A 12,665-nucleotide genomic window follows, 5' to 3' on the forward strand; every position below is an offset into this window, starting at 1 on the left:
ACGCCGCAATAACCCAAGTGATCCTGATGAACACAGTATCGAATTACCGTGATGGCGAAGCCGTGCCCGTTATTCGCGACAGCGCTCGCCCTCATCCATGGCAGCGAACCACCTTGGCGGTGCTGCTGAGCAACGCGCTGATGATGCTCGATGCCTACGGTGAGGTGTCGATGCCAGCGTCGTTCGACAAAGACACGTTACGGCAGCGCGGCATCGATCCGGCGCTGGCGACGCTGCTGATGCAGGCGCCGCAGTTCACGGCCGGCCGCCACCCGGTCACGCTCACCGTCAACGGCCAGCGTCATGGCCGGGTCGACGTCACGTTCGATCGCGAAGGGGCGTTGTGCTTCGATCGCACGCTGCTCGATGCGGCGAACCTTACGGTGCCCGCGCTTACGCTGGACGATGGCCCATGCCACGACTTTCTAGGCCGCGCGCCGCAGACCGTCATCGAACCGGACCCCGCTGGCCTGGCCCTGTCGCTGATCGTGCCCACCGATGCGATACGCCCCACTGCCCGGGATTTTTCCGGCTATCAAACCGGTGGTGTCGCCGGCTTGATCAACTACGACGTCACCGGTTTGCACAGCCGTTCCGGCGACAGCACCAGCCGCTACGCCTCAGCCAACACCGAACTCGGCTTCAATGCCGGTGACTGGATCGTGCGCAGCCGCCAGGTGCAGACCTGGCAGGACGACGTGTCCACAACGACTCATATTGCGGCCTACGCCCAGCGGACTTTCGCCAGCCAGGAAGCGGTGTTGCAGGCGGGTCAGATCAACCTCTACAACCCGGTGCTCGCCGGTGCGCAGATCACCGGCGTGCAAGTGCTGAATGAACAAGCCCTGCAGCTCGAAGGGCAAAGCGCGGTCATTGAAGGGATCGCCAACAGTCAGGCCCAGGTCGAGGTCCGGCAAAACGGTTCGCTGATCCATTCCACGGTGGTACCCGCCGGCCCGTTCGTGCTCACCAACGTGCGGCGGCTCAACACGCGTTCCGACGTGGAAGTCACGATCAAGGAGACCGATGGCAGCGAGCGCCGTATTACCGTGCCGGCCGCGATGTTGGGGGTCAGTCTGCCAGCGCCCGGTTATTCGCTGGGCGCCGGTCAGGTGCGCAGTGTCGGCGACGCTCAGGGAGGCGATCCCTGGGTCATCAGCGGCGGCTGGAGCGGTGCGCTCGCCCCGCAACTATTGCTCAGCGCCGGCCTCACCGGCGCCGTCGACTATCGCGCGGCGGGTGCCAGCGTCGGCCTGTTGCCCTCGCCGTTCACTCAGGTGCAAGCCACGCTGACCGGCGCGGACGCCAGCGGCAGACACGCCAGCCAGGGGCTTCAAGCCGACCTGAGCGTCTCGCATCGGTTGAACGAGCAGTGGGCGCTCAGTGCCGGCAGTTCTTACCGAACCCTGGGCTACCGGGAACTGGAGGAGGCGGTGTTCGCCAACACGTCCGACAACAGCCAGTCACGTTACCGCGATCAGCAAAGCGCGGCCCTGTCATGGTCGCATCCATGGCTCGGCGCCTTCAGCAGCGGCTTCAGTCGGTCCAGTTCGTTCGACGGCCAAAGCAGCAGCCGCGCCCTCGCATCCTGGGGCACCAGCATCGCGGGCGTATCCGTCTCGGCGACCGCCGAATGGCAGCTCAGCGGTTCGAACGGCAACGATGACAGCATCTACCTGAACCTCAGCATTCCCCTGGGCGAGAACCGCCGGGCACGCAGCTGGGTGCGCCGTTCCGCCGGCGAATACCGCAGCGGCGTGGGCTTGAGTGAACGGGTCAACGATCAGCTGGGTTACCGGGTTGGCGTCGAACACGACACGCGCGACAAACAGGTGCAATCCACGGCCGGCGTGTCGCTGCTGCCGCGCTACACCCAGCTCGATCTCAATTACACCCGCGCCGATGCCGAGCGCTCCAGCTATCAGGCCAGCGCTCGCGGTGGCGCCGTGCTGCATGGCGGTGGCGTGACGCTGTCGCCGTACCCGGTGAGCGACACCTTTGCGTTGCTGTCGGTCGGTGACATGGGTTCCATCAAAGTGTCGACGCCCAGCGGTCCGGTGTGGACCGACTGGCAAGGTCAGGCGGTGATCCCGCAAGTGACGGCTTATGGCAAAAGCCCGGTGGAAGTCGACACCAAAACCCTGCCGCGCAACGCCGACATTCACAACGGGCTGGCGGTGATTTCGGCCGGGCGCGGCGCCGTCGACAACGTTGAATTCGGCATCACGATGACCCGCCGGGCCTTACTCAAGGCCACCACCGCCAACGGCGCGCCCCTGCCGCGCGGTGCCTCCGTGAACACCGAGGATGGCGAGTTCGTGACCCTGGTGCAGGACGGCGGCCTGGTGTTCTTGCCCAACGCGCTCGACCGCCGTGCGTTGTGGATCAGCGCGCCGGAGCTGGAGCGCTGCGAACTGCGCTTCGAGCTGCCCACCGACGCCGACGCCGACGCGTACTACGAAACCGCCCCCGCCAAGTGCCGAGCCCTCTGAGGATGACTTCATGAACCTGTTGCGCTTTCTGCTATTGACCCTCGCACTCCTGGCACTGAGTGGATTCACGCCAGTGGCCTCGGCGTCCATGGACGACTGCCAGTTCAACCTGAGCCAGCCGGTGCTCGATTACGGGCTGATGAACCGGGCGATACGGCCAGATGCCGCACCGGAGCGCAACCTCGGTGAACGCCAGCTCAGCCTGACCTTGAGCTGTGCGCAGCCCATCGACATGAGCCTGTTCTACCGGGCGATGGCCGCGACCGCCGAACGCTTTCACTTTGCCGAACGCGGCAGCTATCAGATGCGTATTCGCGATGCCGTGCTCGATGGCCAATCGGTCGAGATTGGGTTGATTGCCGGGGTCGGTCAGCCGCCGGCAGAAATGGCGTCGAGCCTGATCTGGCGACCGGAGCACGGGATCGTCCCGGTGCAGGCCGGCGTGGCGGTGCAAGGGCGCAGTTTCTCGGCGCAGCTTCAGCTGACGGCCTGGGTTCAAGAGCAAGGCATGCAGGTGCGTGATGCGGTGACCTGGGAAGCCTTCGGGGTGTTCGACGCCGTCGCCGCCGGACGCACCCGCGAGGCGACCTTGCGCGCCCGCTTCGCTCCGGCGGCCTGCGAGCCGGTGCTGTCCAACGGCGGCGTGGTCGACTTCGGCACCCTGTCGAAAAAAGACCTGCACGCAGACCAGGACACACGCCTGCCGCCCAAGTCGTTGACGCTGAGGGTCGGCTGCGACGCGCCGACGTCCTTCGCCTTGATCATGCACGACAACCGCTCAGGCTCGGCGATGCTCGACAGCGAGATCGACTACGGCCTGGGCAAGGACGGCAGCGGCAACAGGATTGGCCGTTTTTCACTGCGCGTCGACCCGGCCGACGCCAATGCCGACGGCTTCGCCCGCCTTTATCAAACCCACTCCAGCATCGCCGGCACAGCCTGGAACACCGGCAGCGCCAACCCGATCGCTATCGGCAAAAGCCGTTACCTGGCGTTCACCGACAACGACGGCAGCAGTGCCGGCCCGGTGCTGATCCAGAACCTCAGCACCACCGTGACCGTCGACGCCGTTATCGCCCCCACCCAAAGCCTGGATGTGAGCCGAGCCATCGAGCTCGATGGCGCGGGGACGATCGAGATTATTTACCTGTAACACCCAGCCCGATCCTGCTGGATTCGGGGCGCACTTGAGCGGCCCGGGGCAGTCAGGACACAACCCTAGAAGTGAGCAAATAATGATCAAAAAGTACTTTGCAGCACTCTCCACAACCGCACTGATCGGCGTTGCGCCTTATGCAGTGGCGGCTTCGAGCATTGACCTGACTGTCACAGGTCTCATCACGCCGAGAGCTTGCACTCCTTCGTTGTCCGATGGAGGAACGGTCGACGTCGGCCAGGTGCAGGCAAAAGACCTCAACCTGACAAGTGACACGATAGTAGGCAGTCATCCGATACAGCTGACGGTCGCGTGTGACGCGTCAACGCCATTTGCACTTAACGGTATTGATAACAAAGCCGGAACATCATCGTCCAACCTGTATTTCGGATTGGGCCTGACCAGCAATAACGAAAAAATAGGTTATTTCACGCCATCGATCCAAAGCGCGCTTGCGGACGGACAACCTGTGCACTCGATCAGATCAACTGATAACGGTGCGAGTTGGATGCGCATCTATCAGATCCTGAAGGATAACCTCACATCGGTAAGCGCTGTCGGCACTCTCACGCCAATCTCCGTGAAAGACCTCACGATGGAACTGATGATCTACACCTTCATTGCCCGCGCCGATAGCCTCACCTTAACCGACGATGTCACTATCGACGGTTCAGCCACATTTGAAATGAAGTACCTGTAAGCCGTGCATCTTGCCCGAGGTCCTGCTTCGGGCAAGGACTGATTCCGCTCACCACACACAGCGAAACCTGTCCCATGAAAAAGACTCCACACGCGCTGACGATGGCGATCTTCGTCCTGACGTCGCCGCTCACCTTGGCCACCTCATCGACAGACCTGAGGGTCACAGGCCTCATCACCCCACTTGCCTGCACCCCGATGCTGTCCAACAGCGGCCTCGTCGATTACGGAAAAATCTCCCGGCAAGACCTGAACGTCGACAAACGCACTCGACTGCGCGACCAGACACTCGACCTCAACATTCAGTGCAATGCGCTCACGCGTTTTGCTCTGCTGATGCGCGACAACCGCGACGGCTCGGCCATCGTCAACAGCGAGATTTACTACGGCCTGAACCACGACCACAGCCACAATAAAATCGGCTTGTATTCGCTGAACTTCGATCCTGCCAGCACGGTGGTGGACGACCTGACGCAGGTCTATCGAACCGACTCGACCACGGGGGGCAAAGCCTGGAGCCCGTCGAACAGCCAGCCCATCCCGATGGGCTCCCGAAGCTATCTCGGCTTTACCGACAGCGCAGGCAGCAGCGCCGGCCCGATAGCCATCCGCAACCTGACCAGCCGGGTGACGGTCGAAACGGTCATCGCGCCCACCTCCGAACTGGACCTGAGTGCCGAAGTGCAACTCGACGGCTCGGCGACCCTGGACGTTGTTTACCTGTAGTTCAGACCTTTTCGCTGACGACCTGAACGTACAGCGAACGCCCGGCGCCGAGGCCGGTAACGATGGCGCCGAGGCCGATCACGCCAAAGATCCAGCCCAACGCGGTCCAGCCGCCCGTCCAGTCATGCACGATCCCGACCGCGAACGGCCCCATCGACGCCAGGGTGTAACCGAAGCCCTGGGCCATGCTCGACAGGTTGGCCGCCACATGGGCATCGCGCGAGCGCAGCACGATCAGGGTCAACGCGAGACTGAATGCACCGCCCTGCCCCAGGCCGAGCAGGATCGCCCAGCCCCACAGGCCTTCGATCGGTGCATAGAGACAGCCGAACAGGCCGCCGAGGGTCAGCAGCATGACCACCACAATCGCCAGCCGCTGATCCTTGCCGCGCGTCGCCAGCCAGGGCGCCGCCAGAGAACTGGCCAACTGGACGATCACCGAACCCGAGAGCACCAGACCGGCCTGGGTCGGGGTCAGGCCGCGACCGATCAGGATCGAGGGCAACCAGCCAAAGACGATGTACGCCAGGGATGATTGCAGGCCCATATACAACGTGACTTGCCAGGCCAGCGGATCACGCAACAGGCCGCGAACCCGATACGCGACGTTATGTGCGCCGTGTTTCTGCCCCACTTGCGGCAACCAGAAAACCGCCGCGACCAGCGCAGGCACTACCCAGAAGCCGAGGCCCAAGGCCCAGCTGTTATCGAAATGCTCGCTCAGCGGCACGGTCGCCCCTGCCGCCATCGCCGCGCCCAGACACAGGGCCATGGTGTACACGCCGGTCATGGTGCCGGCCTGTTTCGGGAAGTCGCGCTTGACGATGCCCGGTAACAAAACGCCAATCACACCGATGCTCGCGCCGCCCAGCACACTGCCGGCGAACAGGCCGACCTCACCGAAGGAACTGCGCAGGATGATTCCGCCGGCCAGCATCAACAGAATGCCCAACACCACGCGCTCGGCGCCAAAACGTCGCGCCAGCAAGGGCGCTAGCGGAGCAAACAAGCCGAGACAGAGCACCGGCAACGTCGTCAGCAACCCGGCCTGGGCCGCCGACAGGCCGAGGGTCTTCGACACTTCGCTGAGCATCGGCGCCATGCTCGACAACGCCGGACGCAGGTTCAGCGCCACCAGGATCAGCCCCAGCAGCAACAGCCATGGACGACGCAGGACGGGATGACGCTGCTGGACCTCTTCGTCATCGGCCTCGGCGTCGATCAGCAGCTCTTCGAGTTCTGCCGTGCGCTTGGGTTGAGTGATGTTGCTGTTGCGGCTCGACATGGAGTTCTCGGTTTCAAGGTTCATTGATCAACTGCCTAGACAGGGCTTTGGCCCGTTCCGGGTCGCGTTGCTCGACGGCATCAAGCAGTTCGATATGCAGGTCGAACACCTCTTGGCGTCGCGGGGTGATGTTCAGGGTCTGGCGCAAATGCGCGCCGACGATGCTGGAGAAATAGCGATACAGCTCGCTGAGGGTCGGGTTGTGCGCGGCGTCCACCAGACGGCGGTGGAACACCAGATCGCAGGCAATGTAGCTGTCGAGATCGCCGTGATAGTGGCTGCCGCTGACGCCCAGCGCTTCGCGCAAGGCCACCAGATCCTCATCCGTTCGGCGCAGAGCAGCGAGACCGATGGCTTCGACTTCAAGGATGTGCCGGGTCTCGCGGGCCTGTTCATGGGAGCAGCGCGACAAGGCTTTCATGGTGTCCAGTGGATCGATCACCGCCCGCAAATAGCTGCCGTCGCCCTGACGGATTTCGATCAAACCGGAAAACGCCAATACACGCATGGCTTCGCGCACGGTGTTGCGGCTGATGCCCAACTCGGCGGACAGCTCTGGCTCTGTGGGTAAACGCTGGCCGACCTGCCAGGCACCAGCGTTGATGCGTTGGCGCAGTTGATCCAGAGCCTGGTCGACCAGGGATCGCTTAACGAGTGGAGAAATGTCTGACATAGGATTCGCCCTTTCATCCAATCATAGGATGAATTTTCTGACATGTTAGTCAGCTATGCGTAGGACGGCAACCGCCCAAGTTCAAAGGGCAGGAGAGGAAGCGGGATTTTCGATTAGTAAGAATTACCCTTTGCTTGATCGGCATCCAGAATTACTGGGCGACGTGCAAATACTTCAAGAGGGTGCAGACTTGCAACGTCTATTGGTGGACCTCGATCGATCATCCCCCCTCAGCGCTCGCATCCTGACTGCAAACCGCAGACAAAAATAAACCCGGAACACTGTCCGGGTTTATTTCACTGCCAAGTGCCGATCAATGCAGGATCTGGCTCAGGAACATCTTCGTCCGATCGTTCTGCGGGTTGTCGAAGAAGTCGTTCGGCGCAGCCTGCTCGACGATTTCACCCTTGTCCATGAAGATCACACGATTGGCCACGGTACGGGCGAAGCCCATTTCGTGGGTCACGCAGAGCATGGTCATGCCGTCTTCGGCGAGGCCGATCATGGTGTCGAGCACCTCTTTCACCATTTCCGGGTCGAGTGCCGAAGTCGGTTCGTCGAACAGCATGATTTTCGGTTTCATGCACAAAGCACGGGCAATCGCCACACGCTGCTGCTGACCACCGGACAGTTGTCCCGGGAATTTATGCGCCTGTTCCGGAATGCGCACGCGCTCCAGGTAATGCATGGCGATTTCTTCGGCCTGGCGCTTGGGCATCTTGCGCACCCACATCGGTGCCAGCGTGCAGTTCTGCAGGATGGTCAGGTGCGGGAACAGGTTGAAGTGCTGGAACACCATGCCGACTTCACGACGGACCGTTTCGATCTGCTTGAGGTCGTTGGTCAACTCCACGCCATCGACCACGATGCGCCCCTGCTGGTGTTCTTCCAGACGGTTGAGGCAGCGGATGGTGGTCGACTTGCCGGAACCCGACGGGCCGCACAGGACGATTCGCTCGCCCTGCTTGACGTTCAGGTTGATATCTTTCAGCACGTGGAACTGGCCGTACCACTTGTTCACGCCCTGCATCTGAATAATGCCTTCAGGGCTCACAGGCTTTTTGATTGCTTCGCTCATTACAGAACTCCTAACGCTTGTGGCCAGTGTCGAGCTTGCGTTCCAGATGCATGGAATAGCGCGACATACCGAAACAGAAAATCCAGAACACCAGGGCCGCGAACACATAGCCTTCGGTGGCCATGCCCAACCATTTCGGGTCGGCGGCAGCTTGTTTGACGCTGTTGAGCAGGTCGAACAGGCCGATGATGATCACCAGGCTGGTGTCCTTGAACAGCGCAATGAAGGTGTTGACGATGCCAGGAATCACCAACTTCAGGGCTTGCGGCAGAATCACCAGCCCCATGCTGCGCCAGTAACCTAGGCCCATCGCTGCGGCTGCTTCGTACTGACCTTTGGGAATCGCTTGCAGACCGCCACGCACCACTTCGGCAACATAGGCCGACTGGAACAGGATCACGCCGATCAGCGCCCGCAGCAGTTTGTCGAAGTTCATGCCTTCAGGCAGGAACAACGGCAGCATCACCGAGGACATGAACAGCACCGTAATCAACGGCACGCCGCGCCAGAATTCGATGAAGGTCACGCAGACCACTCGAATCGCCGGCATGTTCGAACGACGGCCCAGCGCCAGCACGATCCCCAGCGGCAACGCACCGGCAATACCGACGGTGGCGATCACCAGGGTCAGCATCAGGCCGCCCCATTGGCTGGTCGCCACCTGGGTCAGGCCGAAAACGCCGCCATGCAACAGGCACCAGGCAATGATCGGGTACAGCACCAGGAAGCTCAGGCCGTAAACCGCTTTACGCGGGAAGCGCGAGATGAACAACGGTGCCACGCCGATGACTGCCAGCCACACGGTCAGGTCTACGCGCCAACGCAGTACCGGCGGGTAATAGCCGTACATGAACTGGCCGAAGCGCTGCTGGATGAACACCCAGCAGGCGCCTTCCTTGGTGCAGTCGGCCTGGGACGTGCCGACCCAGTTGGCGTCCAGGATCGCCCAATGCAGGATCGGCGGCACCACCAGGTAAATCAGGTAGAACGCGAACAGGGTCAGCGCGGTGTTCAGCCAGCTGGAGAACATGTTCGCGCGCATCCACGCCATCGGCCCGAAGACTTTGCTCGGTGGTGGCATGTCGGGTTTGAAAGTATGAGTACTCATGCGCTTTTCCTTACCGCTCGATCAGCGCAATGCGCTTGTTGTACCAGTTCATCAGCAGGGAAATGCTGATACTGATCGCCAGGTACACGCTCATAGTGATGGCAATCACCTCGATCGCCTGCCCGGTCTGGTTCAGCACCGTACCGGCAAACAAGGACACCATTTCCGGATAACCGATACCGGCCGCCAGCGAGGAGTTCTTCGCCAGGTTCAGGTATTGGCTGGTCAGCGGTGGAATGATCACGCGCATGGCTTGCGGGATGATCACCTTGCGCAGGGTCGGACCGTTGCGCAGGCCCAACGAGTGCGCCGCTTCGGTCTGGCCGTGGCTGACCGACTTGATACCCGAACGCACGATCTCGGCGATGAACGCCGCGGTGTACACGGTCAGGGCCAGGGTCAGCGCCAGCAGTTCCGGGATCAGCACCCAGCCATCGACGAAGTTGAAACCTTGCAGCTTCGGCATTTCCCAGTGCACTGGCGCGCCGAAGATCAATGCGCACAGCGCCGGGATCACCAGGAACAGCGCCAGGCCGACCCAGAATTTATGGAACGGTACGCCGGTCGCTTCGAAGCGTTTGGTCGCCCAGCGGCTCATCAGCACGATGGCGACAATGGCCACGACGATGCTGACCACAAACGGCCAGAAACCATCCGCCGTCAACGCTGCCGGCATGTTCAGGCCGCGGCTGCTGACGAAGAAGGTGTCGCCGAAGTTATGGCTGTTGCGTGGCCCTGGCATGGTCAGGAACACCGCGAAGTACCAGAACAGGATTTGCAGCAGCGGCGGAATGTTGCGGAAGACTTCCACATAAACAGTCGCCAGCTTGGCAATGATCCAGTTCTTCGACAGGCGTGAAACGCCGACGATGAAACCGAGGAGCGTCGCCAGGATGACCCCGATGAAGGTCACCAGCAGCGTATTGAGCAGGCCGATGACAAACACTCGGGCATAGCTGTCCGACTCGGTGTAGTCGATCAGGGTTTGAGCGATGCCGAAACCGGCACTGCGCTCCAGAAAGCTGAAGCCGGAAGTAATGCCCCGGTGTTGCAAGTTGGTCTGGGTGTTATCGAACAGATACCAGCCCATGGAGACCACCGCCACAATGGTGATGATCTGAAATAGCCACGCACGCACTTTGGGATCGCTGAGGCTGAGCCTCTGCTTTGGTGCGCCGATTGAATTTTGCATGAAGTGCCCCGGATGTAATGGAACAGAACATCACCCGGTGGTTGGCCCACCGGGTGATAGAACCATCAGCGCACTGGTGGTGCGTATTGAATGCCGCCAGCGTTCCACAAGGCGTTCAGCCCGCGGTCGATTTCCAGCGGAGTGCCTTTGCCGAGGTTTTTCTCGAACACTTCGCCATAGTTACCCACTTGCTTGACGATCTGGACGACCCAGTCCTTCTTCACTTTCAAGTCTTTGCCGTATTCACCGTCGGTACCCAGCATACGTGCGACGTCCGGATTCTTGGTGGACTTGGCTTCGGCTTCGACGTTCTTCGAAGTGACACCAGCCTCTTCAGCGTTGAGCATGGCGTAGCCTACCCAGCGAACAATGGCCAGCCACTCGTCGTCGCCGTTACGCACGACCGGGCCCAGCGGTTCCTTGGAAATGGTTTCCGGCAGAACCACGTAGTCCTTCGGCGAAGCCAGCTTGCTGCGCTGAGCGAACAGTTGGGACTTGTCCGAGGTCAGTACGTCGCAACGACCGGATTCCAGCGACTTGGCGCTTTCATCGGAGGTGTCGAAGGTGATCGGGGTGTATTTCAGACCGTTGCCGCGGAAGTAGTCGGAAACGTTCAGCTCAGTGGTGGTACCGGCCTGGATGCAGATGGTCGCACCGTCGAGCTCTTTGGCACTCTTGACGCCCAGCTTGCTATTTACCAGGAAGCCAATGCCGTCGTAGTAGGTGATGAAGCCTGGGAACTTCAGGCCCATGCCCGCGTCACGGGAGCTGGTCATGGTGGTGTTGCGCGACAGAATGTCAATTTCGCCGGACTGCAGCGCGGTGAAGCGCTCTTTGGCGTTCAACTGGCTGAACTTGACCTTGGTCGCATCGCCGAAAACGGCAGCGGCCACAGCGCGGCAGAAGTCAGCATCGATACCGATGATCTTGCCAGTGGAGTCCGGAACCGAGAAACCCGGCAGACCGTCACTGACACCGCACTGTACGAAACCTTTCTTCTGCACTGCATCCAGGGTTGCACCCGCCTGAGCGAACCCGCTGACACCGAGCACTGCAGCTGCAGTCACGATGGCCAGGGTGGATTTCAACATCTTCATTCAAACCTCCAGTTTTGCTCTTGTTGTGTCGGAGCGTGAGTCCAGTCGCACCCTTATGAGGCGTAGTCGACCCGTGTTGGCTTTTTTTGGGGTCAACCGACGTAAAGACCTTAGCTATGAGTCTAGTAAGAGAAAATCCACATCATGGACAACTCACTTCTCACCAATCGGCCGAACGGGCTGTAGCCCTTTCACGTTCGCGAAGCCCGTAGCGGCCACTGGCGAACATCCATCACCGGATTCTTTGCTATCCCGCTGCCAGCAGTACACTGATAGTGTTACCGCAAGGCGCGAGATTGGTTGCACCGCTTTCACATAGCAAAGCCCGTACCAGACCGCTTGCCGATGCGGTTAAGGGACAGGTCAATAGCAAAACTTGTAACCTTGCGACATCTTCTTAACGGATCAACCCGACGCGCACTCACATCACGCACTTAATGAGAGCGCACGCACAAAATTGGAGCAGCCATGACCGAGCCCTTGATTCTTCAACCCGTAAAGCCCGCAGACGCCTGCGTTATATGGCTGCACGGCCTGGGCGCCGACCGCTACGACTTTCTGCCGGTTGCCGAAGCCTTGCAGGAAACCCTGCTGACCACCCGCTTCGTTCTGCCCCAGGCACCGACCCGCGCCGTGACCATCAACGGCGGTTACGAGATGCCAAGCTGGTACGACATATTGGCCATGAGCCCGGCGCGCGCGATCAGTCGTGAGCAGCTGGAAACGTCGGCGCAGCGAGTCTTTGATTTGATTGAAGAGCAGCGCGCCAGCGGAATAGACGCCTCGCGTATCTTTCTGGCAGGTTTTTCCCAGGGTGGCGCCGTGGTCTTGCACACCGCTTTCCTGAAGTGGCAGGGGCCGCTGGGTGGCGTACTTGCCCTCTCGACTTACGCACCGACCTTCAGCGATGAAATGGAGCTTTCGGCCAGCCAGCAACGCATTCCCGTGCTGTCGTTGCATGGCCAGTACGATGACGTCGTTCAAAACTCGATGGGCCGCACCGCCTACGAGTTTTTAAAGCAGCATGGTGTCACCGTGACATGGCAGGAATACCCAATGGGCCACGAAGTGTTACCCGAAGAAATTCGCGACATCGGCGTCTGGCTGGCCGAGCGTTTACGCTAAAAGCTACCCATTGATCCATCCCACTACGCCGCGC

The 12,665-nt window shown here is 60.8% G+C and carries 11 protein-coding genes; 5 read left to right on the forward strand and 6 right to left on the reverse strand.

Annotation, left to right across the window (positions count from 1 at the left end; all coding sequences use genetic code 11):
* Nucleotides 1-26 precede the first annotated feature (26 nt).
* From FBY01_RS07500 to FBY01_RS07515, 4 genes are all read left to right on the forward strand, one after another.
* The gene (locus FBY01_RS07500) at nucleotides 27-2,492 is read left to right on the forward strand and encodes a fimbria/pilus outer membrane usher protein (RefSeq protein ID WP_145306879.1); all 2,466 of its coding nucleotides are present in this window, start codon (nucleotides 27-29) and stop codon (nucleotides 2,490-2,492) included.
* 10 nt (nucleotides 2,493-2,502) lie between these two features.
* Nucleotides 2,503-3,645 carry a DUF1120 domain-containing protein gene (locus FBY01_RS07505; RefSeq protein WP_145306881.1) on the forward strand — a complete coding sequence of 381 codons (1,143 nt, stop codon included), beginning with the start codon at nucleotides 2,503-2,505 and terminating at the stop codon, nucleotides 3,643-3,645.
* Between the two features lie 82 nt (nucleotides 3,646-3,727).
* Entirely contained in the window at nucleotides 3,728-4,348 is a 621-nt protein-coding gene (locus FBY01_RS07510) for a DUF1120 domain-containing protein (protein WP_145306883.1), read from the forward strand.
* Nucleotides 4,349-4,422: 74 nt separating this feature from the next.
* Nucleotides 4,423-5,073 carry a DUF1120 domain-containing protein gene (locus FBY01_RS07515; RefSeq protein WP_010463087.1) on the forward strand — a complete coding sequence of 217 codons (651 nt, stop codon included), beginning with the start codon at nucleotides 4,423-4,425 and terminating at the stop codon, nucleotides 5,071-5,073.
* A gap of 1 nt (nucleotide 5,074) precedes the next feature.
* Here FBY01_RS07515 and FBY01_RS07520 read toward each other — a convergent pair whose 3' ends face one another.
* The 6 genes from FBY01_RS07520 to FBY01_RS07545 form a co-directional block, all read right to left on the reverse strand.
* Complete coding sequence (locus tag FBY01_RS07520) at nucleotides 5,075-6,382, reverse strand: CynX/NimT family MFS transporter (RefSeq protein WP_145306884.1); 1,308 nt, start codon at nucleotides 6,380-6,382, stop codon at nucleotides 5,075-5,077.
* The gene (locus FBY01_RS07525; RefSeq protein ID WP_010463089.1) at nucleotides 6,372-7,031 is read right to left on the reverse strand and encodes a FadR/GntR family transcriptional regulator; all 660 of its coding nucleotides are present in this window, start codon (nucleotides 7,029-7,031) and stop codon (nucleotides 6,372-6,374) included. Before FBY01_RS07525 ends, FBY01_RS07520 begins: the two co-directional genes overlap by 11 nt.
* 313 nt (nucleotides 7,032-7,344) lie before the next feature.
* Nucleotides 7,345-8,109, reverse strand: a complete 765-nt coding sequence (locus tag FBY01_RS07530; protein ID WP_010463090.1) for an amino acid ABC transporter ATP-binding protein — start codon at nucleotides 8,107-8,109, stop codon at nucleotides 7,345-7,347.
* Nucleotides 8,110-8,119: 10 nt separating this feature from the next.
* Complete coding sequence (locus FBY01_RS07535; RefSeq protein ID WP_083374957.1) at nucleotides 8,120-9,217, reverse strand: amino acid ABC transporter permease; 1,098 nt, start codon at nucleotides 9,215-9,217, stop codon at nucleotides 8,120-8,122.
* A gap of 10 nt (nucleotides 9,218-9,227) precedes the next feature.
* Entirely contained in the window at nucleotides 9,228-10,409 is a 1,182-nt protein-coding gene (locus FBY01_RS07540; RefSeq protein WP_145306886.1) for an amino acid ABC transporter permease, read from the reverse strand.
* A 65-nt stretch (nucleotides 10,410-10,474) separates the two neighbouring features.
* On the reverse strand, nucleotides 10,475-11,506 hold the full coding sequence (locus FBY01_RS07545) for an amino acid ABC transporter substrate-binding protein (RefSeq protein WP_010463093.1): 1,032 nt from the start codon (nucleotides 11,504-11,506) through the stop codon (nucleotides 10,475-10,477).
* A 468-nt stretch (nucleotides 11,507-11,974) separates the two neighbouring features.
* Between FBY01_RS07545 and FBY01_RS07550 the strand changes: the two genes are divergently transcribed.
* Nucleotides 11,975-12,631 (forward strand): alpha/beta hydrolase, encoded by a 657-nt coding sequence (locus FBY01_RS07550; protein WP_010463094.1) that lies wholly within the window; start codon nucleotides 11,975-11,977, stop codon nucleotides 12,629-12,631.
* The last annotated feature ends 34 nt before the right edge of the window (nucleotides 12,632-12,665 follow it).

The organism is Pseudomonas sp. SJZ077 (genome assembly GCF_007993905.1).
Classification (GTDB): domain Bacteria; phylum Pseudomonadota; class Gammaproteobacteria; order Pseudomonadales; family Pseudomonadaceae; genus Aquipseudomonas; species Aquipseudomonas mandelii.

Bases quoted from the DNA above. Each gene is read 5' to 3' on its own strand.
- FBY01_RS07500 (WP_145306879.1), top strand. From the start codon at position 27: ATGAACACAGTATCGAATTACCGTGATGGCGAAGCCGTGCCCGTTATT.
- FBY01_RS07505 (WP_145306881.1), top strand. From the start codon at position 2,503: ATGAACCTGTTGCGCTTTCTGCTATTGACCCTCGCACTCCTGGCACTG.
- FBY01_RS07510 (WP_145306883.1), top strand. From the start codon at position 3,728: ATGATCAAAAAGTACTTTGCAGCACTCTCCACAACCGCACTGATCGGC.
- FBY01_RS07515 (WP_010463087.1), top strand. From the start codon at position 4,423: ATGAAAAAGACTCCACACGCGCTGACGATGGCGATCTTCGTCCTGACG.
- FBY01_RS07520 (WP_145306884.1), bottom strand. From the start codon at position 6,382: ATGAACCTTGAAACCGAGAACTCCATGTCGAGCCGCAACAGCAACATC.
- FBY01_RS07525 (WP_010463089.1), bottom strand. From the start codon at position 7,031: ATGTCAGACATTTCTCCACTCGTTAAGCGATCCCTGGTCGACCAGGCT.
- FBY01_RS07530 (WP_010463090.1), bottom strand. From the start codon at position 8,109: ATGAGCGAAGCAATCAAAAAGCCTGTGAGCCCTGAAGGCATTATTCAG.
- FBY01_RS07535 (WP_083374957.1), bottom strand. From the start codon at position 9,217: ATGAGTACTCATACTTTCAAACCCGACATGCCACCACCGAGCAAAGTC.
- FBY01_RS07540 (WP_145306886.1), bottom strand. From the start codon at position 10,409: ATGCAAAATTCAATCGGCGCACCAAAGCAGAGGCTCAGCCTCAGCGAT.
- FBY01_RS07545 (WP_010463093.1), bottom strand. From the start codon at position 11,506: ATGAAGATGTTGAAATCCACCCTGGCCATCGTGACTGCAGCTGCAGTG.
- FBY01_RS07550 (WP_010463094.1), top strand. From the start codon at position 11,975: ATGACCGAGCCCTTGATTCTTCAACCCGTAAAGCCCGCAGACGCCTGC.